This is a genomic window from Streptomyces sp. R35 (genome assembly GCF_041053035.1).
Taxonomy (GTDB): domain Bacteria; phylum Actinomycetota; class Actinomycetes; order Streptomycetales; family Streptomycetaceae; genus Streptomyces; species Streptomyces lutosisoli.
Genome location: NZ_CP163440.1, coordinates 3,748,177 through 3,773,261 on the forward strand (window position 1 = coordinate 3,748,177; position 25,085 = coordinate 3,773,261).

The window sequence follows — 25,085 nt, forward strand, 5'->3', positions numbered from 1 at the left end:
CTGGAGGGTGTTGTGGACCGGCGGGCGGCTCCCGCGCTTCAGGCCCGCAGGCCCCGCAGCAGCAGGTCCACGACCGCCTCGAACTCCGCCTCGATGCCCGGCTGTTCCCACTCCCGGGCGTAGCACGGGTCGTGGAAGCGGCCGGTGGCGTCGAAGAGTGCGCGAGCCGTGACGGCGGGGGCCGCCGAGGCGAACACCCCGCGCTCGACGCCGTTCTCGATGATCGTGGTGAGCTGGCCGGTCAGGTCGGCGATGTGCCGGTCCACGACCGCGCTGATCTCACCGATCAGCACCATGTACGTGGCGAAGAGCTGCGGATCGTCGCCCGCCTTGTGCCGCTTGGCCGCGAACAGCGCCGCGCACCACGCGCGGAGCCGGGACTCGGGGTCCCGGTCCTCGTCGGCGACTATGCCGGACAGGGCCTCGGACGTGCGGTCCAGCCACCGCTCGGTGACCGCCTCCCGCAGCGCCGCCTTCGTACGGAAGTGGCGGTAGACGCTGCCGTGGCTGACGCCGAGCGCGCGGGCCACGTCCACCACGGTGGCCTTCGCGGGGCCGTGGCGGCGCAGCACATCCTCGGTGGCGGCGAGGATGCGCTCGGCGGTCAGTGCTTCGGTGGTCTGTGCCATGTCGAAGACCGTACCTTCCGGTACCGTCAGCGCTCGCTGTCGAGGTGTGCCATCTGGGCCGTCGGGTAACGGTCGCCCGCCGCGGCGTCCGCCGGCACCGCCGCCTCGATGGCGGCCAGGTCGTCGAGGTCCAGCGTCACGTCCAGCGCCCCCAGCGCCTCCGTCAGCCGGACGCGGCTGCGCGCACCGACGAGCGGCACGATGTCCTCGCCCCGGGACAGCACCCAGGCGATCGCGATCTGCGCGACGCTGACGCCCTTCTGCTCGGCGATCTTCCGCAGCGCCTCGACGAGCGTGAGGTTGTGCTGGAGGTTCTCGCCCTGGAAGCGGGGGCTCAGGGCCCGGAAGTCGTTCGCGGCCAGCTGTCGGTCGGCCGTGAAGTGGCCCGAGATCAGCCCGCGGGACAGCACGCCGTACGCCGTGATGCCGATGCCCAGCTCCCGCGTCGCCGGCAGGATCGCCTCCTCGATGCCGCGCGAGATGAGCGAGTACTCGATCTGGAGGTCCGCGATGGGCGCGGTAGCGGCGGCCCGGCGGATCGTGTCCGCGCCGACCTCGCTCAGGCCGATGTGCCGTACGTGCCCGGCCTCCACCAGCTCGGCGATCGCGCCGACCGTCTCCTCGATCGGTACGCCGGGGTCGACCCGCGCGATCCGGTACACGTCGATGTGGTCCACGCCGAGCCGCTGGAGCGAGTACGCGGCGAAGTTCTTCACCGCGGCCGGGCGGCCGTCGTACCCCGACCAGCCCCCGTCCGGGTCACGCAGCGCACCGAACTTGACGCTGGTCAGCGCCTGCTCGCGACGCGCCGCCGGGGCCGCCCGCAGGGCCTCGCCGATCAGCATCTCGTTGTGACCCATGGCGTAGAAGTCGCCGGTGTCGAGGAGCGTGACGCCCGCTTCCAGGGCGGCGTGGATGGTGGCAATGGATTCGGCGCGGTCGGCGTCGCCGTACAGCGCCGACATGCCCATGCAGCCGAGGCCGAGGGCGGAAACCTGGGGGCCGGTGGTTCCGAGGGTTCGTGTGTGTGTCGTCATGCGACCACCATGACATGACAGCTGACAGATTTCAATATCTGTCAGCTGTCATTTGTCAGCGCCATCCACCACCTCGCCCCATCGGGGCCTTTTGGTCCAGACCTATTGACGAAAGGTCTGGACCGCGAGCACTGTCATGCCTACGACACCTACGACACCTCACCGCACCCCCACCGGGAGGCCTCGCATGATCCGTCGCAACCTGCGCCTGCTCGCCCTCGCGCTGACGGCGACCGTCCTCGCCCCACTGTCGATCGCCACCGCCTCCACCGCGTCCGCGGCAGACACCTGCGCGGTGAAGTCCCGCCCGTCGGGCAAGGTGCTCCAGGGCTACTGGGAGAACTGGGACGGCTCGTCCAACGGCGTTCACCCGCCCTTCGGGTGGACCCCGATCACCGACTCGCGTATCGCCGCGCACGGCTACAACGTGGTCAACGCGGCGTTCCCGGTCATCCGCTCCGACGGCACCGCGCTGTGGGAGGACGGGATGGACACGGGCGTGAAGGTCGCGACGCCGGCGGAGATGTGCGCGGCCAAGGCGTCGGGGCAGACGATCCTGTTGTCCATCGGCGGGGCGGCGGCCGGGATCGACCTCAGTTCGTCCACGGTCGCCGACCGTTTCGTCGCGACAATCGTGCCCATCCTGAAGAAGTACAACTTCGACGGGATCGACATCGACATCGAGACGGGCCTCGTCGGCAGCGGCAGCATCGGCCAACTCTCCACGTCACAGGCCAACTTGGTCCACATCATCGATGGGGTGCTGTCCCAGATGCCGTCGAACTTCGGGCTGACCATGGCACCGGAGACCGCGTACGTGACGGGCGGAAGTGTCGCGTACGGCTCGATCTGGGGCGCGTATCTGCCGATCGTGAAGAAGTACGCGGACAACGGGCGCCTGTGGTGGCTGAACATGCAGTACTACAACGGCAGCATGTACGGCTGCTCCGGCGACTCGTACTCCGCGGGCACCGTCCAGGGCTTCACCGCGCAGACCGACTGCCTGAACAAGGGCCTGGTCGTCCAGGGCACCACCATCAAGGTGCCGTACGACAAGCAGGTCCCCGGCCTCCCCGCCCAGTCGGGCGCCGGCGGCGGCTATATGTCACCGAGCCTCGTCTCCCAGGCATGGAAGCACTACGGCACCAGCCTCAAGGGCCTGATGACCTGGTCGATCAACTGGGACGGCTCGAAGAGCTGGACGTTCGGCGACAACGTCAAGGCGCTTCAGGGGCGTTGAGCGGCACCAGCGCCACCGGAACACCAGCACCACCGGAACACCGGAACACCGGAACGCGGGAACGCGGGAAGCCCCCGGCTCCCAAGAGAGGGCGCCGGGGGCTTCCCGAAAAGCCGAAGAGCGAGGTGCGAGGTCAGCAGCCGATCAGACGCGCGGCGAGGTAGCCCTCGATCTGGTCGAGCGAGACGCGCTCCTGCTTCATCGTGTCGCGCTCGCGCACGGTGACCGCGTTGTCGTCGAGCGTGTCGAAGTCGACGGTGACGCAGAACGGGGTGCCGATCTCGTCCTGGCGACGGTAGCGGCGGCCGATGGCGCCGGCGTCGTCGAACTCGATGTTCCAGTGCTGGCGGAGCGCCGTGGCGAGACCCTTGGCCTTCGGGGAGAGCTCGGGGTTCCTCGACAGGGGAAGAACGGCGACCTTGACCGGCGCCAGGCGCGGGTCGAGGCGCAGCACCGTGCGCTTCTCCATCTTGCCCTTGGCGTTGGGGGCCTCGTCCTCGACGTAGGCGTCCAGCAGGAACGCCAGCATCGCGCGGCCGACACCGGCGGCGGGCTCGATGACGTACGGAGTCCAGCGCTCGCCGGCCTCCTGGTCGAAGTAGGACAGGTCCTGGCCGGAGGCCTTGGCGTGCGCGGAGAGGTCGTAGTCCGTGCGGTTGGCGACGCCCTCCAGCTCACCCCACTCGTTGCCGCCGAACTGGAAGCGGTACTCGATGTCGGCGGTGCGCTTGGAGTAGTGCGAGAGCTTCTCGGCCGGGTGGTCGTACCAGCGCATGTTCTCCTCACGGAGACCGAGGCCGGTGTACCAGTTCCAGCGCTCCTGCATCCAGTACTCCTGCCACTTCTCGTCCTCGCCCGGCTTGACGAAGAACTCCATCTCCATCTGCTCGAACTCGCGGGTGCGGAAGATGAAGTTGCCGGGCGTGATCTCGTTGCGGAAGGACTTGCCCATCTGGGCGATGCCGAACGGCGGCTTGCGGCGCGAAGTGGTCTGCACCTGGGCGAAGTTGGTGAAGATGCCCTGCGCGGTCTCGGGGCGCAGATAGGCGACGGAGCCGCTGTCCTGCGTGGGGCCGAGGTGGGTGGAGAGCAGGCCCGAGAACTGCTTGGGCTCGGTGAAGGTGCCCTTGTTGCCACAGTTGGGGCAGTTGAGGTCCGTGAGGCCGGTCTCCGGGGGGCGGCCGTGCTTGGCCTCGTACGCCTCCTCCAGGTGGTCGGCGCGGTAGCGCTTGTGACAGGAGGTGCACTCGGTGAGCGGGTCGGTGAAGGTCGCGACGTGGCCGGAGGCGACCCAGACCTCGGTGGCCAGGATCACGGAGGAGTCGATACCGACGACGTCCTCACGGGAGGTGACCATGTAGCGCCACCACTGGCGCTTGAGGTTCTCCTTGAGTTCGACGCCGAGCGGCCCGTAGTCCCAGGCGGCGCGCTGTCCGCCGTAGATCTCACTACAGGGGAAAACGAAGCCACGGCGCTTGCTCAGGTTGACGATGGTGTCGATCTTGTCGGCGGCCACGATGCTCTCTTCAGTACGAACGGACGGCGCGAATGCTTCAGGTTACCGGCGCCGCCCACCCCTGTATCAAATCGGTTCGCGGTCCGGGCCCGGACCGGGTCGCTTGCTCCCGCTTGCTGCCGCTTACCGAGGCCTTACCCAAGGGCTTGTTGACAATCGTTTCCAGATTTGTTGAAAATGACTGTCATGAACGTACAGCGACGCCTCATATCCGGGACCGCCGTGGCCGCAGCCACCCTGCTCGGTCTCGGCACCCTTTCCGCCTGCTCGGGCTCCGCCGCCGCCGACGGCAAGAGCAGCGGGAAGCTCGACGTGGTGGCGTCGTTCTACCCCATGGAGTACCTCGCCGAGCAGATCGGCGGGACGCATGTGAACGTCACGACCCTGACCCAGCCCGGTCAGGAGCCGCACGACCTGGAGATCAGCGCCCAGCAGACCGCGCGGCTCCAGGAGGCGGACGCCGTCCTCTACCTCAAGAACCTCCAGCCGGCCGTCGACGACGCCGTGGCGCAGTCCGGGGTCAAGGCCAAGATCGACGCCGCTTCGCTGACCACACTGGAGAAGCACGGCAACGAGGTCGGCGGGCACGCCGCCGAGCACGACGACACCGCGGGCGAGGAGACCGGCGCCACCGACCCGCACCTCTGGCTCGACCCGGTGAAGTACGCCGAGGTCGCCAAGGGCGTCGGCGCCGCCTTCGAGAAGGCCGACCCGGACAACGCGGCCACGTACAAGAAGAACACCGAAGCGCTGGTCAAGAAGCTGGACGCGCTCAACACCCAGTACAAGGACGGGCTGGCGGACACCAAGACCAAGGTCTTCATCACCACCCACGCCGCCTTCGGCTACCTCGCCGAGCGCTACGGCCTGACCGAGGAGGCCATCAACGGCCTGGACCCGGAGTCGGAGCCCAGCGCGAACCGCGTCCAGGCGCTTGAGAAGATGGCCAAGGCCGACGGCGTCACGACGGTGTTCTACGAGACGCTCGTGAGCGACAAGACGGCCAAGACCATCGCCGGTGACGCGAACCTGAAGACAGACGTCCTCGACCCGATCGAGGGCATCACCAAGAAGTCCAAGGGCAGCGACTACCTGCAGGTCATGGAGTCGAACCTGAAGGCGCTGCAGACGGCTCTCGGCGCCAAGTGAGCCAAGTGATCACCTTGTCAGCATGGAGGACCTCGTGAGCGAGCCCGTGATATCCCTGCGCGGCGTGACCGCCGAGCTGGGCTCGCGCCCGGTCCTGCGCGGCATCGACCTCACCGTGCACCGCGGTGAGGTCGTGGCACTGCTCGGCGCCAACGGCTCCGGCAAGTCGACGGCCATTCGCAGCGTCATCGGCCAAGTCCCGGTCAGCGGCGGCGAGATCGAGATCTTCGGCACCCCGCGCCGCCGTTTCCGCGACTGGAAGCGTGTGGGGTACGTCCCGCAGCGCACCACCGCCGCGGGCGGCGTGCCCGCGACGGTGACCGAGATCGTGGCCTCCGGCCGGCTCTCCCGCGCCCGCTTCGGCGTGCTGCGCAAGGCCGACCACGAGGCGGTCAGGAAGGCCCTCGCACTCGTCGGCCTGGCGGACCGCGCGAAGGACTCCGTCAACGCCCTCTCCGGCGGCCAGCACCAGCGCGTCCTCATCGCCCGCGCCCTCGCCTCCGAACCCGAGCTGCTGATCATGGACGAGCCGATGGCCGGCGTCGACCTGGCCAGCCAGGAAGTCCTGGCGGCGACGCTGCGCGAGCAGGTCGCCCAGGGCACCTCCGTCCTCCTCGTCCTGCACGAGCTGGGCCCCCTGGAGCCGCTGATCGACCGCGCGGTCGTCCTGCGCGACGGCTGCGTCCTGCACGACGGCCCGCCCCCGCGGGCGGTCGGCCAGCACGCGCTGCCCGGCCACGACCACGTACACCCGCACGCGGCTCACGACGCCGAACCGATCCGGACGGGACTGCTGAGCTGATGACCTTCCTCAACTACGAATTCATGCAGCGAGCCCTGCTCGCCGCCGTTCTCGTGGGCATCACCGCGCCCGCCATCGGCATCTACCTCGTGCAGCGCCGCCAGGCCCTGATCGGCGACGGAATCGGCCATGTGGCGATGACGGGAGTCGGCCTCGGCTTCCTGCTGTCCTGGTCCCCGGTATGGATGGCCACACTCGTCGCCGTGCTCGGCGCCGTCCTCATGGAGCTGATCCGCTGGTACGGCAAGACGCGCGGCGACATCGCCCTCGCGATGCTCTTCTACGGCGGTATGGCGGGCGGCGTGATGCTGATCAACCTCGCGCCGGGCGGCAGCAACGCCAATCTCATGTCGTACCTCTTCGGCTCGCTCACGACGGTCTCGCAGGAGGACGTGACGACGATCTCCCTGCTGGCGGGCTTCGTCGTGCTCGTCACCGTCGGTCTGCGCCGGCAGCTGTTCGCGGTCAGCCAGGACGAGGAGTTCGCGCGGGTGACCGGGCTGCCGGTGCGCGCCCTGAACCTGCTCACGGCCGTCACGGCGGCCGTCACCGTCACGGTCGCCATGCGGATCGTCGGTCTGCTGCTGGTCTCCGCCCTGATGGTGGTGCCGGTCGCGGCCGCGCAGCAGCTCAGCAGGAGCTTCGCCGCCACCTTCGCCATCGCGGTGGCGATCGGGGTGAGCGTGACCATCGGCGGCACGGTGACCACGTACTACGTGGATGTGCCGCCCGGCGCGACGATCGTGCTGCTGGCCATCGGCGCGTTCATGGTGCTGACCGCGCTGGCGACGCCGCTCGCCCGGCGCCGGGCGCGGGCCGCGGCACTGGCGCAGGCCGCCGGGGACCCGGCAGAGTGCGCGATTCCGGCCAGCCGGGGCCAGGAGAGGAAAGTCGGCGTCTGACCACCCACAGTCCGGGCTGGCACAATGGCCGGGCAAGGGCAGACGCACGCGAGGAGGCAACGGTGACAACCGCTGGATCGCCCGTTCGGGGCCGTTCCACCCGGCAGCGCACCGCCGTGGCGGCGGCGCTCGACGAGGTGGACGAGTTCCGCAGCGCGCAGGAGCTCCACGACATGCTCAAGCACAAGGGCGACTCCGTCGGGCTCACCACGGTGTACCGCACGCTGCAGTCCCTCGCCGACGCCGGCGAGGTCGACGTGCTGCGCACCTCCGACGGCGAGTCCGTCTACCGCCGCTGCTCCACCGGCGAGCACCACCACCACCTCGTCTGCCGCGTCTGCGGCAAGGCCGTCGAGGTCGAGGGCCCGGCCGTCGAGAAGTGGGCGGAGACCATCGCCTCCGAGCACGGCTACGTGAACGTGGCACACACGGTGGAGATCTTCGGTACGTGCGCGGAGTGCGCGGAGTGCGCGGCGGCGAAGGGCTGACGGATCACACGCGGGTCAGGTTGCGGTCCAGGAGCGTCCGCAACCGATCCACGTCCGCGGGGGCTGCCAAGGCACGCTTGGGCAGCATGGTGAAGGCGACGGCGTTCTTGTCGGGGCTGAGCATGACGAAGAAGTCCGCCGTCTCCCGGTAGCGGGGCTGCGCGGACCAGTTGACCGACGCCGTGGTGTTGTCGCTGGTCACCGTCACCCCGGTGTCCGTCACGGTCACGAGGAAGGTGCCCAGGCGCTCCGCGAAGCGGTGGAACTGGCGTGCCTGGAGCCACGGCGTGAGCAGGATCAGGGTGCCGTAGGCGAATATCCCGATGTACAGCGGGAACGGCGCCGCCTTGCCTCCGGAGATCTGGACCGCGATCTGCAGGGCGAGCAGAACGGCGAAGCAGCCAAGAATCCAGAACTGCCTTCGGCTCGCCCGGCTGACGCCTCGGCGCGCTCGCAGCGCCGACGCGAAGTCCCCGACGGTTGGCCGGTACTCCAGCACGACCGCGTCCGTCCCCCGCAACTCCTGCTGCCCCGCACCCTGGTCCTCGACCACGGCCCCTCCCCAGTTCAGTGATGATGAGCCGTGATCGTAGCGGCAGGGTCCGACAGCGCCGCTCGGGGCTCGGGGACTACGAACCGTCGCCCTGCATGGCCCGCTCCATGGCGAGCAGTTGCTCGTTGGGGACGGCACCGCCGAAGCGCCGGTCGCGCTGCGCGTACTCGACGCAGGCGCGCCACAGGTCACGGCGGTCGAAGTCCGGCCACAGCACGTTCTGGAAGACCATCTCGGCGTAAGCGCTCTGCCAGAGCAGGTAGTTGGAGGTGCGCTGCTCACCGCTCGGCCGCAGGAACAGGTCCACGTCCGGCATGTCCGGGTAGTAGAGGTACTTCGCGAAGGTCTTCTCGTTGACCTTCGACGGGTCGAGCCGACCCGCCTTCACGTCCTCCGCCAGGGCCAGCGCCGCGTCGGCGATCTCGGCGCGGCCGCCGTAGTTCATGCAGAAGTACAGCGTGAGCCGGTCGTTGCCCTTGGTCTGTTCCTGGGCGATCTGGAGTTCCTTGGCCACCGACTTCCACAGCTTGGGCATCCGGCCCACCCAGCGGACCCGGATGCCGAGTTCGTCAAGTTGGTCGCGGGTCTTGCGGATGAAGTCGCGGTTGAAGTTCATCAGGAAGCGCACCTCGTCGGGCGAGCGCTTCCAGTTCTCGGTGGAGAAGGCGTACAGCGAGATGGCGCCGACCCCCATCTCGATCGCGCCCTGCAGCACGTCGAGGACGCGCTCGGCACCGACTTTGTGTCCCTCGGTGCGCGGCAGCCCGCGGTCCTTGGCCCAGCGTCCGTTCCCGTCCATGACGATCGCCACGTGGTTCGGGATCAGCTCGCCGGGGAGCTTCGGCGCGCGGGCACCGGACGGGTGCGGTTCCGGCGTCTTGTACTCGCGGCGCTGGCGTCCCAGGATCCCGCGTACGACCATGTGCTTCTCGTCTCCTCGGTTCTCTTACGTCTGTTTCTCTACGTGTCTATTTCTCTACGTACCGCAGGGAGCGCAGCCCCCGCTCCAGATGCCAGTGCAGATAGGCCGACACAAGCCCGCTGCCCTCCCGGACGTACCGCGGCTCGCACGCGTCCGCGGTCTCCCAGTCTCCCGTCAGCAGCGCGCCGAGCAGTTCGAGGGCCTGCGCCGAGGGTACGACGCTGCCGGGCACCCGGCAGTCGACGCAGACGGAACCTCCCGCCGCGACCGAGAAGAACCGATTCGGTCCCGGCATCCCGCACTTCGCGCAGGCGCTGAAACTGGGCGCGTAGCCGTTCACGGCGAGGGAGCGCAGCAGGAAGGCGTCGAGGATGAGATGCGGCTCGTGCTCACCCTGGGCGAGGGTGCGGAGCCCGCCGACCAGCAGCAGATACTGCTGCACGGCGGGCTCCCCCTCGTGATCGGTGAACCGCTCGGCGGTCTCCAGCATGGCGGTACCGGCCGTGTACTTGGCGTAATCGGTCACGATCCCGCCACCGTACGGAGCGATCGTCTCGCTCTGCGTGCACAGCGGCAGCCCGCGCCCGATCAGCTCACTCCCCCGCGCGAAGAACTGCACGTCCACGTGCGAGAAGGGCTCCAGCCGCGCCCCGAACTTGGACTTGGTCCGCCGGACGCCCCGGGCTACGGCCCGTACGCGTCCGTGACCGCGCGTGAGCAACGTGATGATCCGGTCCGCCTCACCCAGCTTCTGGGTGCGCAGCACGATGCCGTCGTCGCGGAACAGACTCATGCCGTCCATTCTCGCCTACGGCGGCGGCGCCCCGGCCCGGATGGGCGGCTTCGGGCCGGGCCCCCTTCAAGGCACCTCGCCACGACTGCGTGCGTTGGCGTACGCGGTCGCCGCACTGAGACGTTCCGCCGCCGTGGCTCGCCGGACGGTGCCCGGCTCGCAGTCCCACTCCTTGCCACCGCCGAGCGGTCTCAGCTGTACGTACGGTCCCTCGTGCCCCATGACCATGCCCACCTTCCCTGTACGAGTGTCGACGGCGTACGAGCCGATCGGCAGCTTCACCGCAGGGCCGCCACGAGCCGGGCGGCGACCTCGACGGAACAGCCGCCCAATTCGACGAGCGGACAGGGGGCCTCGCGCGCCAAACTCGCCGGGTCGATCCGCAGTGACGGCAACGTAATTCCGGCGTGGGCGAGCGCCGCCCGCAATTCCTTCACAATTTCCTCCGCCTCCTCGACGCAGTGCGCCGAGTGTCGTCCCCCGAGTGGTACGTGTACTTCCTTCACCCTGCTCCCCTTTCCCTTTGGGTTTCACCCTTTGCATCTCCATCGTGACGCTCTGCACCTACACTCGGCAGGAGTCTGTCCTCTACAAGTGCGGCGCAGCGTAAGGGGGTTGACCTGTGGCCAACGGTTCGCGGCAGGCGGCCTGGGAGTTCTTCGGCACCGAGCTGAAACGGAGACGGGAGGACGCCGGTTTCACTCAGGTGGAGTTAGGGGCGCGGGTTTTCGTCTCCGGGGGTTACATCGGACAGTTCGAACAGGCCATTCGGAAACCCCAGTTGGATGTGGCACAACGGATCGATCAGCTCCTACAAAGCGGAGGCTTTTTCGAGCGGATGTGGCGCAAGCTGATCGATGACAAACGCTACGCTGGGTATTTCGCGGCGGTAGTGGAGCTGGAGCGGCTCGCCACGAAGCTCTGCGACTTCGCCCCGGTGTTGGTGCCTGGCCTCTTGCAGACGGCTTCGTACGCGCGGGCGGTGATGCTGGCGACCAACCCCTTCGCCACCGACAATTACGTGCAAGAGAAGGTCACGGCTCGCCTGGAGCGGGCGCACATCCTCGGCGACGCTACACGGCCCGAGTATTGGGCGATCCTGCACGAGAACGTGTTGCGTATCCCGGTGGGCGGACACGACGTGATGGCTGAGCAGTTGGAGCACATCGCCGCGATGGCCCGCGAACGAAAGGTCCTAGTCACGGTCCTCCCCTACTCGGCGGGAGCATTTGCCGCCATGGCCGGCATGGTGACGCTCATGGAGTTCGAGGACGCCCCGCCAACTGCCTATACAGAAGCCGTGTATTCGGGGAACCTGCTCGACGATCCGGCCCTGGTGAAGCGGACACAGGGGACCTACGATCTGCTCAGGGTCGCCGCGCTGTCGCCGGAGGCGTCCCTGGCCCTGATCGAATCGGCGGCTGAGGACTACAGACGATGTACGAGTACGACCTGAGCAACGCCCGCTGGCTCAAGAGCAGCTACAGCGACGACAACGGCGGCGACTGCGTCGAGGTCGCGTACGACTTCCTAGGCGCCGCCCACTGGCGCAAAAGCACCTACAGCGACGGCAACGGCGGCAGCTGCGTCGAAGTAGCCGACGGAGTCCCCGGCATCGTCCCCGTGCGTGACAGCAAGGTCCAAGCCGGCCCCGTACTCCTGATCGGCTCTGCCGCTTGGACGGAGTTCATCGGCGCCGTAGGGGAGTAACCCCTCCCCCTGGTCTCAAGTGACCGTCGGGACCGCCCGCTTCTTGGCAGTGTCGTGCTTCCGCGCCCCGAGTAAAGGGCGCTACGCGTCGGCTACGCCGATCGGCCTCCGGCCGACCCTTGACTCGGGGCGCTCCAGCACGGGTAAGAAGCGAGCGGGCGGCCTGGAGAGGCGGGGGTCTCGGGTAGGTACCCGGCAACGCGAGGTGCCCAGTCACCCGGCGGTGGGGGCGCGTCAGCGCCTCGGGGGCACGCCGGGTGGGCTAAGCGACGATCGGCCGGTGGGTGGGCGGGCGGGAAGCGCGCCGGACCTCGGCGGGACAGGCGTCGAGGGGCGGCAAGGGGCAGCGATTGGCATTTCCGTCCCACCAGCTTGACGGCAAGGGCAGGCGCCACAAAGGCCCCTTCACCGAGCCGTGGAACAGAAATGCCAATCGCGTGACCAAGCGGACCGGCGCCACCCGGCCCACTCGCCGCCGGCCGCCCCGCCACCCACTCGCCGTCAGTCGCTGAGCAGACCCGGCGTGCCCCCACCCCGCGCACGCGCCCAACCCACTCACCGCCAGTCGCCGAGCGTCCCGGCGTGCCCCCACCCCCCGCACGCGCCCAACCCACTCGCCGCCAGCCGCTAAGCAGCCCGGCGTGCCCCCGGTCGGTGGACGCGCCGCCCCACTCACCGCTCGCCGCCAAGCCCACCGGCGTGCTGGCGAGGCGCGACCGCGCTTCGGCGGCCCGGGGGTGACTGGTCACCCCCGGGTGCCAGGGGCCTACCTGGGAACCCCTTGCTTCCGGGCCGCCCGCTCGCTTCTCGCCCGTGCTGGAGTGGTCCGAGTCAAGGGTGGAGCGAAGCGGAATCGGCGTAGCCGACGCGTAGCGCAGCGGAGCGCCCTTTACTCGGGGCGCGGAAGCACGACACTGACCAAGAAGCGGGCGGTCCCACCAGCACCTCACGAATTGGCCCGAGCACGAGCACCCCGCCTGTACGTCGCGCGGATCAGGACGTTGACCAGGACCGCGAGGTCGGCGGCACCACCCGGGTCGTCCGCGTAGCGCGTGGTCTGCAAGGGGCCGACCTGGTCCAGCCGTACTCCCTCCAGGTCGAGGACGTAGGCGAGGGTCAGCAGCGCCAGACGGGCGTTGCCGTCGGGAAACGGGTGGAAGAAGGCGACGTCGAGGTAGGCCCTGGCCGCGCGGGCGGCCGGCGGGACCTCGGGGTCGGCGCTCTGGCGCAGGCAGGCGGCGAAGTCCTGCCGGGTGTGCGGGGTGAGCGCGTAACGCTCGCGGCCGCCTTTGGCGAAGGCATCGCCCTGGCGGAACGGGACATCGGACCCGCCTTCGGGCACGCCAAGGACAAGTCGCTGCCAGCCCGCCAGCAGATCCAAGGTGAGGGGTCGCTTTCGCACGGCGTCGGCACGGGACCGGGCCATCGCCGCGAGAAGTCGGTCGGCGCGAGCGGCATCCCGGGCGCGGACCGTCTCGTCGAACCAGGTGGCGAGCCCGTCCACCGTCGCCCGTACAGGCACCGGAGTCTCGCAAAGCACGGCAGCGGCAGCCCAGTCGACCTGGTCCCTGACCTCGCACCAGACGGCCAGCGAGTCGACACAGTGCGCGGTCTCAGTGGTCACGGTAAGGCCGCCGTCCCGTCAACCCCACCGCGAGATCCTCGCCCACCGTGTCGACCAGGACCAGGGACGGTCTCGTCCAGCTCTTGAACCGCCCGCCGATCGCGGCGTCGACCGCGCGCTCCGCGTCCTCCGGCTCCATGCCCGTGGAGGCGAGGAACCACTTCAGCACCGTACGGCAGAGCCCGTACCAGCCGCATTCGGCGCCCGTGCGGTCCACGACGAGGGTGACCAGGCGGGTCGCCGCGCGCTCCAGGTGCCAGCTGCGGTCCTCGGGGTCCGCGTCGGCGGGCGGTGCCAGGAGCGCGAACTTCTCGGCCAGCTCCTCCAGCCAGTCGCGCCATTCGAGCAGCGAGGCGACGACCTTGGCGGCCGTCGCGTCCGGTTCGCCCACCGAGTGGGAGACACAGCACCAGCTGCCGACGACCCCGCCGCCTCCGCCCTCGCCGATCGCCCAGCTCCACCCGAAGACCCACCGGCCATAGCGGTCCATCAGGAGCCGGGTCGCGGCATCGGTGAAGCGGTACCCCGGCTCCCATCCGACCTCGGAACGGGGACCCGGCACCATCGCGGCGATCAGCGCGACGAGTTCCGCTTCCTCCTCCCCGTCGTCGTTCCACACGAAGGGATTTCGTACGGGGTCCATCTCGGACCAGGGCGACTGCCAGGCCCTGCTCACCTCTTGGTCGATAGCCGTGGTGTTCCTCCAGAACCGCGCTCGCTGCGGGACAACTGGCCGATCGTGCCGCAGGTGTGAGGCGTTGTCACACGAAATTCCGTGCAGGGCAAGGCCCTTGACAGGGCATCAGACCAGAGTCCTAAAGTACTAGGCAACTAGATATATGGAGGAACTGGTGATCGAGTTTCACCTGGAGGACCGGTCGGGGGTGTCGCCGTACATGCAGCTGGTTCGTCAGGTGCGGCAGGCGTTGCGGCTGGGGCTGATGCGGGAGGGGGATCAGTTGCCGACGGTCAAGGAAGTGGTGGCACGGCTGGCGATCAACCCGAACACCGTGCTGAAGGCGTACCGGGAGCTGGAGCACGAAGGGCTGGTGGCGGCGCGGCCGGGAGTGGGGACCTTCGTGACGGCGACGCTCGCCGACGCCTCGCTCGCCGCGCACGGGCCACTGCGTCAGGACCTGCGGCGCTGGCTGGCCAAGGCCCGCGGGGCCGGTCTCGACGACGAGAGCATCGAGGCGCTGTTCATGACCACCTTTCGGACCGCCGCTCAGGAGGACATAGCGTGACGACGACCATCCTGAAGGCCCAGGGACTGGGCAAGAGGTACGGGCGGCGGTGGGCACTCACCGACTGCACGCTCGACATACCGGCCGGACACGTCGTCGGGCTGGTCGGTCCCAACGGAGCGGGAAAGACAACGCTGTTGAAGCTGGCCTGCGGTCAGCTCGCGCCGACGGCGGGCAGCATCGAGGTGCTCGGCGGCACTCCCGGGTCCAGTACGGCGCAGCTCGCCAAGGTCGGGTTCGTCGCCCAGAACACCCCCACCTACGCCGGGCTGACCATCGCCGACCATCTGAAACTGGGCGCCAAGCTGAACCCCGGGTGGGACGACACCCTGGCGCGGGAGCGGATCGCCCGGCTCCGCCTCGATCCCACCCAGCGGGCGGGCAAGCTCTCGGGCGGTCAGCGCGCCCAGCTCGCCCTCACCCTCGGCATCGCCAAGCGGCCCGAGCTGCTGATCCTCGACGAGCCGGTCGCCGCGCTCGACCCGCTCGCCCGGCGTGAGTTCCTGCAAGGGCTGATGGAGGCCGCCGCCGAACAGGAACTGAGCGTGGTGCTCTCCTCCCATCTGGTCTCCGACCTGGAGCGGGCCTGCGACTACCTGATCGTGCTCGTCGACTCACGGGTCCGGGTGGCCGGAGAGGTCGACGAGCTGCTGGCCACCCACCACCGGCTCACCGGCCCACGCCGCGACCCCGCCCGGCTCCCCGCCGACCAGCACGTCATCACCGCCAGCCACACCGACCGGCAGACCACCCTTCTCGTCCGCACCGATGCCCCGATCCACGATCCGTCCTGGACGGTCAGCCAGATCGGCCTCGAAGACCTCGTCCTGGCCTACATGCACGAGCCCGCCGACACCGGCCACCGCCCCGTACTGGAGGTTCAGCGATGACCTGGCTGACCTGGCGTCAGTTCCGCGCCGCCGCCACGATGATGGGCGCCGTGCTCGTCGTACTCGCCGCCGCTCTGGCCGTCACCGGCCCGGGTGTCGCCGACGACTACTCGACCGGTATCGCCGCCTGCACCGCCCAGACCGACGGCTGCGCGTCCTTCCTCGACCGGTTCTTCCAGCAGCATCAGACCGGCTTCCTCGCGGTCACCGCCGCCGTACTGCTCCTGCCCGCCGTCATCGGGCTCTTCTGGGGCGCGCCGCTGATCACCCGCGAACTGGAGCCCGACACTCACCAGTTGGTGTGGAACCAGAGCATCACCCGCACCCGCTGGCTGACCGCGAAGCTCGGCCTCACCGGCCTTGCCGCCATGATCGCCGCTGGGCTGGTCACCCTCTCGGTGACTTGGTGGTCCGGCCCCGTCGACAAGGCCGCGGGCGTCTCGGACTTCCCGCGGATGGGGCCGCTGGTGTTCGACGCCCGCGGCATCGTCCCCATCGGATACGCGGCCTTCGCCTTCACCCTCGGCGTGGTCGTCGGCATGCTCGTCCGCCGCACCCTGCCCGCCATGGCCATCACCCTGGCCGTCTTCCTCGCCCTCCAGATCGCCATGCCGCTGCTGGTCCGGCCGCACCTGCTCACCCCCAGCCACGCGACCGTCAAGATCAGTTCCGCGAACGTGGACGGCCTGTCGATCCGCCGTAAGGGCGGGCCGATCACGCTGACCATGTTGTCGAAGGCGCCCGACAAGGGTGCCTGGGTCCTGTCCAGCCGGCTCGTCGACGCGAAGGGCCGCACGGTGCACGGCAGCCTCCCCCTGTCCTCGGCCAGCGGCCCGTGCGCACCGAGCGGGTCCCCCACCGACGGGGCCCGGGCGTGCTTCGCCGAGATCAACCGCCTCGGCTACCGGCAAGAGGTGACCTACCACTCCTCCAAGCGCTTCTGGGACTTCCAGTGGGCCGAGACCGGCATCTACCTGGGACTGACGGCGGGCCTGGCCGGGGGCTGCTTCTGGTGGATCCGCCGCCGACAGATCTGACCGTCACCCCCTCCCGGGGGCACTCCTGGGGGCACTCCTGGGGGCACGGTGGGGGGACACCAGCCCCGCCTCGTACGCGATGATCACCAGCTGCACTCGGTCCCGCGCGTCCAGCTTCGACAGCAGCCGGGTGAGATACGTCTTCGCCGTGGCCACACTGATGAAGAGCTCTTCGGCTATCTCGGTGTTGGACAGCCCCGTACCGACGAGCGTCAGCACCTCGCGTTCGCGGTCCGTGATCGCGGTCAACTCCCGGCGTCCACGCGGCTTTTCGAGGCGGGCGGCGGTGAAGTCCTGGATCAGACGGCGGGTGACGCCGGGGGCGATCAGCGCGTCGCCCGCCGCCACGACGCGTATCGCCCCCAGGATGTCGTCCAGCGCCATGTCCTTGACCAGGAAACCGGACGCGCCCGCGCGCAGCGCCCCGTACACGTAATCGTCGTCGTCGAAGGTGGTGAGGACGACGATCCTCGTCTCACCGCCGCCCTCGGTGATCCGGCGGGTCGCCTCGATGCCGTCCATGCCCGGCATGCGAATGTCCATCACCACCACGTCGGGGGCGAGTTGCCCGGCGAGGGCCACGGCCTCCTCGCCGTTCGCGGCCTCGCCGACCACCTCCACGTCCTCGATGTCGGCGATGACCATCCGCAGGGCCGTACGGATGAGCTGCTGGTCGTCGGCCAGGACCACGCGGATCGTCATCACGCGGCCGCCGTGGCCGTCGCCGGGACGGGGAGGCGGGCCGTCACCCGGAAGCCGCCCTCGGGACGCGGCCCGGCCGTGAACTCGCCGTGCAGCAAGGTCACTCGCTCGCGCATGCCGATGAGGCCGAAGCCGGTGTCCGTGGACGTTCCCCGGCCGCGGCCGGAGTCGGTGATGTCGACGGCGACGTCCTCGTCGCCGTAGTCGACGGTCACCCGACAGGTGGCCGTGCCCGCGTGGCGTACGACGTTGGTGATCGACTCCTGGACGATGCGGAACGCGGACAGGTCTATGTCCGACGGGAGTTGGCGCCGTTCGCCCCGCCAGCGGACGTCCACGCGCACCCCCGCGGCGGTCGTCGCGGCGGCCAGCCGGTCAAGGTCGGCGAGCCCCTCTGCGGGACGCAGCTGGGCGGCCTCCGGGACATGGGCCGCCCGGCCCTGGTCCGCCTGCCGCAGCGCCACCAGCATGCGGCGCAGCCCCGCGAGGGTCTCCCGGCCCGCCGTCTCCACCGCCGTCATCGCCTCGCGCGCGGCGTCCGGCTGGGTGTGTACGACGCGGGCCGCCGCGCCCGCCTGGAGGGCGATGATGCCGATGCTGTGGGCGACCATGTCGTGCATCTCCCGTGCGATACGCAGGCGTTCGTCGGTGACGGCCTGGCCGGCGGCCTGGACGCGCAGCTTCTCGGCGTACGCGCGGGTGCGGTGGGAGGCGTCGCCCAGCAGCCAGGCGACGACGGCCGTCAGCGCGACGGCGAGCTCGTCCGACACGCCTATGCCCCAGCCGCGCAGCAGCCGTACGGTCAGCCAGGCCACCAGGACGCCGAGTGCCATGGAGACCGCGGTGACGCCCGTACGGCGCGAGTGGGCGGCGGCGATGAAATACAGGGCGACGTCGACCGCGAGGAACTGCGACAGCTGGATCGCCCCCACGGCCAGGTTCGTCGTCGCGAAGCCGGCAGCCGTGAGCAGCAGGGCGAGGGCGGTCAGCGGCCGGCGCGACAGCAGCCGGCTGCCCGCCAGCGCCAGCGCGGTGGCCAGCGCGAGGATCACGAGGCCGTCCCACCGGTAGAACTGGACGGCGACCTGGTATTCCGCTGCCTCCTCGCCGGGAAGCCTGATGCGCGCGAGGAACGTGAACACGGCGGTCGCACACCAGGTCAGGGCCACCCAGGCACCGGGCGGCACGCGCTTGAGCAGGGGAATCGGCGGCGTGACATGCATGCGCCGATCGTAGGCTCGCGCCCCCGGCACGGCATCGGCCCGCGGATGTACACCCCGGGTCGACACCCGCTCGCGGGGATTGTCCGCGCCGGGCCGATGTCCCGGGCCGGGCGTCGGCGAGACGGTGTTGGGCGTGATCGAAGTCAACGAACTGACAAAGCGCTATGGACCCACCACGGCGGTCCGGAACCTCTCCTTCGGCGTGCGCCCGGGGCACGTCACCGGATTCCTCGGCCCGAACGGCGCGGGCAAGACGACGACCCTGCGCATGCTCCTCGGCCTGATCGCCCCGACCGCCGGAACCGCCACCCTCGACGGCCGCCCCTTCCGGGACCTGCCGCGCGGGCTGCGTCACGTCGGCGCGCTGCTCGACGCGGGTGATGTGCACGGCGGCCGCAGCGCGCGGGCCCATCTGGCGGCCCTCGCCCGCAGCAACCGCATCCCGCGCGCACGGGTCGAGGAGGTACTGGAGGAAGTGGGGCTGTCCGGCCCGGCGGCCCGGCGCCGTGTCGACGGCTTCTCCCTCGGCATGAAGCAACGCCTCGGGATCGCGACGGCGTTGCTCGGCGATCCACCGGTGCTGATGTTCGACGAACCGCTCAACGGGCTCGACCCGGAAGGCGTGCTGTGGGTGCGCGGGCTGTTCCGGCGACTGGCCGCCGAGGGCCGTACGGTCTTCGTTTCCAGCCACCTGATGTCCGAAATGGAGAACACCGCCGACCAGTTGATCGTCATCGGGCGGGGTGAGCTGATCGCCGCGGAGAGCGTGGCGGAGTTCGCGGCGCGCGGCACGAAGCTCACCGTGACCGTACGCACGCCGGACTCCGACCGGCTGACGGCCGTGCTGTCCGCCGAGGGCGCCGCCGTGGCGCCGTACGACGACCGCACCCTGAAGGTGACGGCACTGAGCGCGGCGCGCATCGGCGAACTCGCCTTCCAGCACCGCATCCTGCTCGAAGAACTGACCCCGCAGGCGGCCTCGCTGGAGGCGGCCTTCATGGAACTGACCGCCGACAGCGCCGAATTCCTCGCCGGAGACGCCCGATGACGACCAGCACTCTTCCTGTCCCCCGCTTCACGGACCTCCTGGCCGCCGAGTGGATCAAGTTGCGATCCCTGCGCTCGACGTACTGGGCGCTCGGCGCCGGCGCGCTGGCGGTCATCGCGTTCAACGCGAACGCGGCACGCGTGGACGCGGCCGACTCCCCGCGCTTCAACAGCCAAATGCGCGACCATATAAGCCAGTTGGCCCTGCGCGACGCCTTCACCGACGGTTCGGCGATGATCCTGATCCTCGCGGTGGCGAGCATCGGCGCGATCACGATCGTCGGCGAGTACACGACGGGCCTGGTCCGCACGACGTTCGCGGCGGTTCCGGACCGCCGCGCCCTGATGGCGGCGAAGGTGACCCTGGTGACCGCGGTCATGACGGTCTACGGCGCACTCGTAGCGGGCGCCTCCTTCGCCGCGACCCAGGCCATCCTCGACACCCGTGACATCGGTGTCCCGCTCTCCCACCCCGGCGCCCTCCGCGTCGTCGCGGCCTCCGCGCTCCTCGCCCCGGTCTGCGCCCTCGCGGGCATGGCCCTGGGCGCCGTGATCCGGCACAGCGCGACGACGATGGTCGCCGCCACCGCCGTACTCCTCCTGATCCCCAGCTTCATCACCGACCGCTACCAATGGACGGCCGCGGTGAGGCACGCCCAGCCCGTCAACGCCTGGAACCGGCTGGCCGACATCGCCTTCGGCCACGACCCCTTCACCCTGGTCCCGCCCCATCCGGCAACGGTCACGGGCGCCTGGCTCACCTTCGCGGCGTGGGCCGCTGTCTCGGCGGTCGTCGCCGTCGTGACGGTGGACCGCCGGGACGTGTGACCCGTACCCCGTACGCTGTCAACAGCTTGTGGACGCCGGTGCGTTGTGCCAGCGTGCTGCCGCATGAGCGGTGATCAGGGTCGGGATACGGCGCTGGCGCGGGCGGTCGGCCTACGCGAGCACGGCGCGGCAGCCGAGGCACGTCCGCTGTTGCTGACCCTGTCCGACCAATACCCGGCGGACACCGAGATCGCGTACCAGACCGCCTGGGTCCACGACGTCCTTGGCCTGGAGGCGGAGGCGGTCCCGTTCTACGAACGTGCCCTGGCCGTCGAGGGGTTGAGGGCCGAGGATCGCCACGGCGCGTTTCTGGGCCTGGGCAGCACTTACCGCATCCTGGGGCGCTACGAGGAGGCGGTCACCTGTCTGCGCCGCGGCCTGGAGGAGTTCCCCGGGGACCCGGCCCTGCGCGCCTTCCTGGCCATGGCCCTGTACAACGTCGGCGAGCCCCGGGAAGCCGTACAGACCCTGCTGGAGGTCGTGGCAGCTACCAGCGCCGACGCCCGCGTACAGGGGTATCGGCGGGCGATCGAGCACTATGCGGGGGATCTGGACACGGTGGAGGGTGGCTGAGGGCGTGCCGCGAACGCGTCCATCAGCGTGTCGATTCTGAGGCGCAGGTCCGCGGAGGTGGCGCCGGTGAGGGCGACGGAGACCTCGTTGCCGCCGGGCGAGTTGGCGAGGCGGACGTTCAGGGAGTGCAGGGCGCTGTTCAAGGGGTAGCTGTACCAGGCGTCCGGGGTCTCGTCGTCGGTCGTTTCGAGGCCGAGGGAGACGGTTTCCCAGTCCGTTTCGTCGAACCACATGCCGTTGTAGCCGGCCAGGAGTTCGAGGAAGGAGCGGAGGTGAGGGCGCCAGATCCAGCCCGTCATCTCGTCCGACTCGGTTTCCGGGTCAGGCACTTCGGCCGCCGTAACGTCCCCGTCCTCCGGGGTGGTCATACGCAGGTCCGCGCTCACCGCGTGACGGTCTCTGATGGTGGTCCTCAAATGCGCCCAGAGGTCGAGTCGGCGGCAGGCGGTGTCGGGATCGTACGCGGCCGTCGGCAGTTGCGGGATGCGCTTGCGGCCGGTTTCGTCGAGGCGGTAGGGAACCTCGAACGCGCCTGCCCAGCGGGCGAGTTCGGGGCCGAAGCGTTCCGCTGCCTCATCCGCGCCGACTCCGAGATACCCGGCGATCTCCTCCCAGGAACTGCCGCGCTCCCGCTCGTAGACGACGGCACGCACCAGTGTCCATTCGGCGGACGCGACGAGCTCTGCCGCTTCGCTGACTCGGCCGCCCGGACCGCAGAACGCGTCGTGTCGCGTGATGACCAGTTCACCGGCGGATCCGGTGAGGCCGTACGCGGCCTGGCTGAGCACGAGGCGGGCCAGTGCCTCTCGGGTGTAGGCGCGGCGGTCGTCGTCGTACGGGGTCGTCTCGGGGTGGGTCACGCGGCTCAGGGTTCCACGGGCCCGCGCACATGGCGTACCGAATTTTCGGCCCTAGGCTCACTCGTCGGTGGTGAAGCGGCGGACGTATCTCCGCTGCCAGGGGGTCTCCACCGCGTGTCGGTCGTAGTGGCGGCGTACGAAGGCCACCGCGTCGTTTGGAGGTACGCCGTCGAGGACGGCGAGGCAGGCCAGGGCCGTGCCGGTGCGGCCCCGGCCGCCGCCGCAGGCGATCTCGACGCGCTCGGCTTGCGCCCGCTTCCATGCCTCGGCGAGGATCGCGCGGGCCTTGCGCCGGTCGGCGGGCAGCCTGAAGTCCGGCCAGTGCAGCCAGTGGGCTTCCCAGGGGACTTCCGGGGGCTGCTTGCCGAGCAGGTACACGGCGTACGTCGGTGTCGGGCCGTCTTCCGGGAGCGGCCTTCGCAGGGCGCGGCCCCGCACCAGCCGCCCAGAGGGCAGACACAGCACGCCGGCACCGTTCGGATCCCAGCTCTCGATCATGGGTTTCGCCCCCTCCGCCCCTACCCGTCCCATCCCGTTCCTGGGGGCTGCGCCCCCAGACCCCCGCTAAAAGATTGCGCAGTTCCCCGCGCCCCTAAAAGGGGGCGCGGGGAACTGCGCAATCTTTTAGACCAGCCCCCACCCACCCGCACCCAAAGAACCAAGCTGCCCCCGCTCAACTCACCCCCCGCGACTCCTGCGCCGCCCGTGCCTCGATCCCCCGGAAGTGGTCCGCCATCGCCCGCTGCGCGCCCTCGACATCGCGGGCGCGCAGCGCCGTGACGATGTCGCGGTGGCGGCGGACGGTCACCTCGGGGGCCGGGTCGTCGGTCCAGCCGCGTACGCCGGCGACTCGGCTGAAGACGGTCCAGAAGGCGCCGAGGAGCTGCGGGACGAGGGCGTTGCCGAGGGACGCGTACAGCAGCTCGTGGAATTCGCGGTCGAGTTCGGGGAAAGGGCGGCCTTCGCGGCCGGCCGTCTCCATCCGCTCCACGACGGATTCGAGGCCGTCGAGCTCCGCCTCGGAGAGCGTCGCCGCGACCCGGCGGATCAGGCCCTCCTCCAGGACCTCGCGGACCTGCAGTATCTCCGCCAGCGCACCCGTCTCGTCGTCCGGTTGGGCGAGCGTGCGGAAGGTGAGACCGTCGACGAGCGGGGTCAGGGAAGCCTGGCCGACGTAGGTGCCGTAGCCGTGTCTGATCTCCACTATGTCGAGTGCCTGGAGGGCCTTGAGGGCCTCGCGGACGGAGTTGCGGCTCACGCCGAGGTCGGTCATCAGCTCGGTTTCGGTGGGCAGCGGCGCACCGGCCTGGAGCTTGCGGTCGAGGATCAGCTGCATGACCTCGCGCTGGATCTGGCCGCCCACCCGGCGCTCGGGCCGACGCCGGTTCCCGGTCTCCTCAGACATGCGCCGCATCGTACGCTCGCTGGACATCCGACGTCCCACCTCCGGACTGATTAAACGTCAGGCGATTAAATGCCGGGTGACTAAACGCCAGGTGATTAAACGTCAACTGGCGCCAACTACCCATATTCACACCGCCATTGGTCGCACCTCTGGAAGATACGCCATTCGTGTGCGATCCCTTGACCCTCCTCACAGCCCCTCTTATGGTCACGCTGCCCCCTATGACGTAGGACGTCGTATCTCCCCACACCACTCCTTGCTGGAGGAACCGTGCGCGACGTGACCGACACTCCGGCGCTGCACCGCCGGTCGTTCCTGAAGTACACCGGCGCCCTCGGTGCGGCCGCCGCCCTCTCCTCGTCGCTGGCCGCCTGCTCGTCCGGGCCGGAGTCCACGAACGACACCGGCGGCTCGGGCGGCGGCAAGAACGCCACGCTGACGGCCGTCATCGGCTACGGAAACGACGGCAGCTGGGATCCGACACAGACCGCGTCCGCCTTCTCCATGGCCGCCAACAACCACATCTACGAAGGTCTGCTCGACACGGACCCGATCTCCCGTGAGCCGTACCACGCGCTGGCCACCGCCGTGCCGGCCGATCTCAGCGGCACGTCGTGGAAGTTCACCCTGCGGGCGGGCGCCACGTTCCACGACGGCAAGCCCGTCACCGCCGACGACGTGGTGTTCGTGTACGAGCGGATCCTCGACCCGAAGACGCAGACCCTCGCCAAGGGCTTCTTCGCCAGCTGGCTGAAGGAGGTCCGGAAGATCGACGCGCAGAACGTCGAGCTGGTCCTCAAGTTCCCCTTCCCCGAAGGGATTTCGCGGCTCACCCTGGCGAAGATCATGCCGAAGCACGTCTTCTCCCAGCCGGGCGCCTGGGACGACGCGATCAAGGGCAAGGCGGTCGGCTCGGGGCCGTACCGGCAGACCGCGCACCACCCGAAGTCGAACACGACCTTCGAGGCGTTCGCCGCCTACAACGGCCCGCGCAAGGCGGCCTTCAAGAAGATGAACTGGCTGACCATAGTGGATGCCGCGCCCCGCGTCGCGAAGATCTCCGGGGCCAGCGCCGGCGCGCAGATCGCCGACAACATCCCGTACGCCAATATCCAGCAGCTCAGGAAGGGCGGCATGTCCGTCCAGGGCGGCGCGGGCATGAACAACCTCTTCCTGATGTTCAACACCCAGCACAAGCCGTTCGACGACGTAAGGGTGCGGCAGGCGCTGCACTACGCCATCGACACCGGCAAGATGGTCGAGGTCGCCCTCAAGGGGCATGGGAAGCCGTCGTCCTCGTTCCTCAACGAGGGCAACCCGAGCTACCGGCCCGCGAAGACCGTCTACACGTACGACCCCGAGAAGGCGAAGAAGCTCCTGAAGGAGGCTGGGGTCAAGGGGCTGAAGATCGAGATCCTGTCGGTCAACGTCAGCTGGATCGTGGACTGCCTGCCGACCATCAAGGCGTCCTGGGACGCGATCGGTGTGGAGACCACGCTCTCCCCGCAGGAGACCACGGCCGTGTTCACCAAGATGGACCAGAAGCAGGACTACCAGGTCGTCGCGGCCGCCTCGAATCCCAATCAGTTCGGGCTGGATGCCGACCTGATCATGCACTACAACTACGGCCCCCAGAACCTCTGGATGGGCTATGCCCGCTGGGCCGGCAACTCCGTGGCGAAGAAGCTCTTCAAGGACATGGACCTGGCGACGCAGGAGCCGGACGCCGCCAAGAAGAAGACGATGATCCAGGACTACATCGACGTCGTCGCCGAACAGGCCGTGCTCTACCCGGTCGTGCACAACGAGCTGATGACGGCGTGGAACCCGGCGAAGCTCACGGGGATAAGGGCACAGCCGTACCCGGGCATCAATCTGCTGCAAGCCAAGTGGGTCTAGGCCCGGGCGACA

29 protein-coding genes are annotated in these 25,085 nt (G+C 69.5%); 14 read left to right on the plus strand and 15 right to left on the minus strand.

The genetic code is table 11. The annotated features are described in order from the left end of the window. Positions 1-38: 38 nt before the first annotated feature. Both AB5J50_RS17200 and AB5J50_RS17205 read right to left on the minus strand, forming a co-directional pair. Positions 39-629 (minus strand): TetR family transcriptional regulator, encoded by a 591-nt coding sequence (locus AB5J50_RS17200; protein WP_369259015.1) that lies wholly within the window; start codon positions 627-629, stop codon positions 39-41. A 26-nt stretch (positions 630-655) separates the two neighbouring features. Next, positions 656-1,666, minus strand: a complete 1,011-nt coding sequence (locus AB5J50_RS17205; RefSeq protein WP_369259017.1) for an aldo/keto reductase — start codon at positions 1,664-1,666, stop codon at positions 656-658. Between the two features lie 187 nt (positions 1,667-1,853). Between AB5J50_RS17205 and AB5J50_RS17210 the strand changes: the two genes are divergently transcribed. Then, the gene (locus tag AB5J50_RS17210) at positions 1,854-2,906 is read left to right on the plus strand and encodes a chitinase (RefSeq protein ID WP_369259019.1); all 1,053 of its coding nucleotides are present in this window, start codon (positions 1,854-1,856) and stop codon (positions 2,904-2,906) included. Positions 2,907-3,039: 133 nt separating this feature from the next. Here AB5J50_RS17210 and AB5J50_RS17215 read toward each other — a convergent pair whose 3' ends face one another. Next, entirely contained in the window at positions 3,040-4,422 is a 1,383-nt protein-coding gene (locus AB5J50_RS17215; protein ID WP_369259021.1) for a glycine--tRNA ligase, read from the minus strand. A gap of 186 nt (positions 4,423-4,608) precedes the next feature. On the opposite strand from AB5J50_RS17215, the gene AB5J50_RS17220 reads away from it, so the two are divergent. The 4 genes from AB5J50_RS17220 to AB5J50_RS17235 all read left to right on the plus strand — a co-directional run bounded on the left by AB5J50_RS17220 (position 4,609) and on the right by AB5J50_RS17235 (position 7,763). Beyond that, complete coding sequence (locus AB5J50_RS17220) at positions 4,609-5,571, plus strand: metal ABC transporter solute-binding protein, Zn/Mn family (protein ID WP_369259023.1); 963 nt, start codon at positions 4,609-4,611, stop codon at positions 5,569-5,571. Positions 5,572-5,593: 22 nt separating this feature from the next. Continuing rightward, positions 5,594-6,373, plus strand: a complete 780-nt coding sequence (locus AB5J50_RS17225) for a metal ABC transporter ATP-binding protein (protein ID WP_369259025.1) — start codon at positions 5,594-5,596, stop codon at positions 6,371-6,373. Next, positions 6,373-7,275: a metal ABC transporter permease gene (locus AB5J50_RS17230; protein ID WP_327428571.1), complete on the plus strand. Its 903-nt coding sequence runs from the start codon at positions 6,373-6,375 to the stop codon at positions 7,273-7,275. The genes AB5J50_RS17225 and AB5J50_RS17230 overlap by 1 nt, the downstream gene beginning before the upstream one ends. 62 nt (positions 7,276-7,337) lie before the next feature. Continuing rightward, entirely contained in the window at positions 7,338-7,763 is a 426-nt protein-coding gene (locus tag AB5J50_RS17235) for a Fur family transcriptional regulator (protein WP_369259027.1), read from the plus strand. Between the two features lie 4 nt (positions 7,764-7,767). Here AB5J50_RS17235 and AB5J50_RS17240 read toward each other — a convergent pair whose 3' ends face one another. The 5 genes from AB5J50_RS17240 to AB5J50_RS17260 all read right to left on the minus strand — a co-directional run bounded on the left by AB5J50_RS17240 (position 7,768) and on the right by AB5J50_RS17260 (position 10,537). Continuing rightward, positions 7,768-8,316, minus strand: a complete 549-nt coding sequence (locus AB5J50_RS17240) for a YcxB family protein (RefSeq protein WP_369259029.1) — start codon at positions 8,314-8,316, stop codon at positions 7,768-7,770. 76 nt (positions 8,317-8,392) lie between these two features. Further along, positions 8,393-9,238, minus strand: coding sequence for an isoprenyl transferase (locus tag AB5J50_RS17245; RefSeq protein ID WP_369259031.1), 846 nt, complete (start codon positions 9,236-9,238; stop codon positions 8,393-8,395). Positions 9,239-9,284: 46 nt separating this feature from the next. Then, positions 9,285-10,031, minus strand: coding sequence for a DNA repair protein RecO (recO, locus tag AB5J50_RS17250; protein ID WP_369259033.1), 747 nt, complete (start codon positions 10,029-10,031; stop codon positions 9,285-9,287). A 66-nt stretch (positions 10,032-10,097) separates the two neighbouring features. Next, positions 10,098-10,313 carry a hypothetical protein gene (locus AB5J50_RS17255; protein ID WP_327428576.1) on the minus strand — a complete coding sequence of 72 codons (216 nt, stop codon included), beginning with the start codon at positions 10,311-10,313 and terminating at the stop codon, positions 10,098-10,100. Next, entirely contained in the window at positions 10,310-10,537 is a 228-nt protein-coding gene (locus AB5J50_RS17260) for a hypothetical protein (RefSeq protein ID WP_369259035.1), read from the minus strand. Before AB5J50_RS17260 ends, AB5J50_RS17255 begins: the two co-directional genes overlap by 4 nt. Before the next feature lie 116 nt (positions 10,538-10,653). On the opposite strand from AB5J50_RS17260, the gene AB5J50_RS17265 reads away from it, so the two are divergent. Both AB5J50_RS17265 and AB5J50_RS17270 read left to right on the plus strand, forming a co-directional pair. Beyond that, entirely contained in the window at positions 10,654-11,487 is an 834-nt protein-coding gene (locus AB5J50_RS17265; RefSeq protein WP_369259037.1) for a helix-turn-helix domain-containing protein, read from the plus strand. After that, entirely contained in the window at positions 11,469-11,741 is a 273-nt protein-coding gene (locus AB5J50_RS17270) for a DUF397 domain-containing protein (protein WP_369259039.1), read from the plus strand. The genes AB5J50_RS17265 and AB5J50_RS17270 overlap by 19 nt, the downstream gene beginning before the upstream one ends. Before the next feature lie 946 nt (positions 11,742-12,687). Here AB5J50_RS17270 and AB5J50_RS17275 read toward each other — a convergent pair. Together AB5J50_RS17275 and AB5J50_RS17280 are read right to left on the minus strand one after the other, a co-directional pair. Continuing rightward, positions 12,688-13,365, minus strand: a complete 678-nt coding sequence (locus tag AB5J50_RS17275) for a Fic family protein (protein WP_369259041.1) — start codon at positions 13,363-13,365, stop codon at positions 12,688-12,690. After that, the gene (locus AB5J50_RS17280; RefSeq protein ID WP_369259043.1) at positions 13,355-14,041 is read right to left on the minus strand and encodes a hypothetical protein; all 687 of its coding nucleotides are present in this window, start codon (positions 14,039-14,041) and stop codon (positions 13,355-13,357) included. Before AB5J50_RS17280 ends, AB5J50_RS17275 begins: the two co-directional genes overlap by 11 nt. A 163-nt stretch (positions 14,042-14,204) precedes the next feature. On the opposite strand from AB5J50_RS17280, the gene AB5J50_RS17285 reads away from it, so the two are divergent. The 3 genes from AB5J50_RS17285 to AB5J50_RS17295 are packed head-to-tail and all read left to right on the plus strand — an operon-like array spanning position 14,205 to position 16,536. Then, positions 14,205-14,609 (plus strand): GntR family transcriptional regulator, encoded by a 405-nt coding sequence (locus tag AB5J50_RS17285; protein ID WP_327428582.1) that lies wholly within the window; start codon positions 14,205-14,207, stop codon positions 14,607-14,609. Then, a complete protein-coding gene (locus AB5J50_RS17290) occupies positions 14,606-15,499 on the plus strand; it encodes an ABC transporter ATP-binding protein (RefSeq protein ID WP_369259045.1) in 894 nt (297 codons plus the stop codon). Before AB5J50_RS17285 ends, AB5J50_RS17290 begins: the two co-directional genes overlap by 4 nt. Beyond that, complete coding sequence (locus AB5J50_RS17295; RefSeq protein ID WP_369259047.1) at positions 15,496-16,536, plus strand: ABC transporter permease subunit; 1,041 nt, start codon at positions 15,496-15,498, stop codon at positions 16,534-16,536. The genes AB5J50_RS17290 and AB5J50_RS17295 overlap by 4 nt, the downstream gene beginning before the upstream one ends. A 3-nt stretch (positions 16,537-16,539) precedes the next feature. Here the strand turns inward: AB5J50_RS17295 and AB5J50_RS17300 are convergent, their stop codons facing one another. Continuing rightward, entirely contained in the window at positions 16,540-17,238 is a 699-nt protein-coding gene (locus AB5J50_RS17300; protein ID WP_369259049.1) for a response regulator, read from the minus strand. Further along, complete coding sequence (locus AB5J50_RS17305) at positions 17,238-18,461, minus strand: sensor histidine kinase (protein WP_369259051.1); 1,224 nt, start codon at positions 18,459-18,461, stop codon at positions 17,238-17,240. The genes AB5J50_RS17300 and AB5J50_RS17305 overlap by 1 nt, the downstream gene beginning before the upstream one ends. A gap of 133 nt (positions 18,462-18,594) precedes the next feature. On the opposite strand from AB5J50_RS17305, the gene AB5J50_RS17310 reads away from it, so the two are divergent. The 3 genes from AB5J50_RS17310 (at position 18,595) to AB5J50_RS17320 (ending at position 20,909) form a co-directional block, all read left to right on the plus strand. After that, the gene (locus AB5J50_RS17310) at positions 18,595-19,509 is read left to right on the plus strand and encodes an ATP-binding cassette domain-containing protein (protein WP_369259053.1); all 915 of its coding nucleotides are present in this window, start codon (positions 18,595-18,597) and stop codon (positions 19,507-19,509) included. Further along, positions 19,506-20,336: an ABC transporter permease gene (locus AB5J50_RS17315; protein ID WP_369259055.1), complete on the plus strand. Its 831-nt coding sequence runs from the start codon at positions 19,506-19,508 to the stop codon at positions 20,334-20,336. Before AB5J50_RS17310 ends, AB5J50_RS17315 begins: the two co-directional genes overlap by 4 nt. Before the next feature lie 63 nt (positions 20,337-20,399). Continuing rightward, positions 20,400-20,909: a tetratricopeptide repeat protein gene (locus AB5J50_RS17320; RefSeq protein WP_369259057.1), complete on the plus strand. Its 510-nt coding sequence runs from the start codon at positions 20,400-20,402 to the stop codon at positions 20,907-20,909. Here the strand turns inward: AB5J50_RS17320 and AB5J50_RS17325 are convergent. From AB5J50_RS17325 to AB5J50_RS17335, 3 genes are all read right to left on the minus strand, one after another. Continuing rightward, entirely contained in the window at positions 20,873-21,769 is an 897-nt protein-coding gene (locus AB5J50_RS17325; protein WP_369259059.1) for a hypothetical protein, read from the minus strand. The two genes, AB5J50_RS17320 and AB5J50_RS17325, sit on opposite strands and share 37 nt — an antisense overlap. A 57-nt stretch (positions 21,770-21,826) precedes the next feature. Further along, positions 21,827-22,267, minus strand: coding sequence for a protein-tyrosine phosphatase family protein (locus AB5J50_RS17330; RefSeq protein WP_369259061.1), 441 nt, complete (start codon positions 22,265-22,267; stop codon positions 21,827-21,829). 175 nt (positions 22,268-22,442) lie between these two features. Further along, positions 22,443-23,174: a FadR/GntR family transcriptional regulator gene (locus AB5J50_RS17335; protein ID WP_330304469.1), complete on the minus strand. Its 732-nt coding sequence runs from the start codon at positions 23,172-23,174 to the stop codon at positions 22,443-22,445. A 270-nt stretch (positions 23,175-23,444) separates the two neighbouring features. On the opposite strand from AB5J50_RS17335, the gene AB5J50_RS17340 reads away from it, so the two are divergent. Continuing rightward, a complete protein-coding gene (locus tag AB5J50_RS17340) occupies positions 23,445-25,073 on the plus strand; it encodes an ABC transporter substrate-binding protein (RefSeq protein WP_369259063.1) in 1,629 nt (542 codons plus the stop codon). Positions 25,074-25,085: the final 12 nt, after the last annotated feature.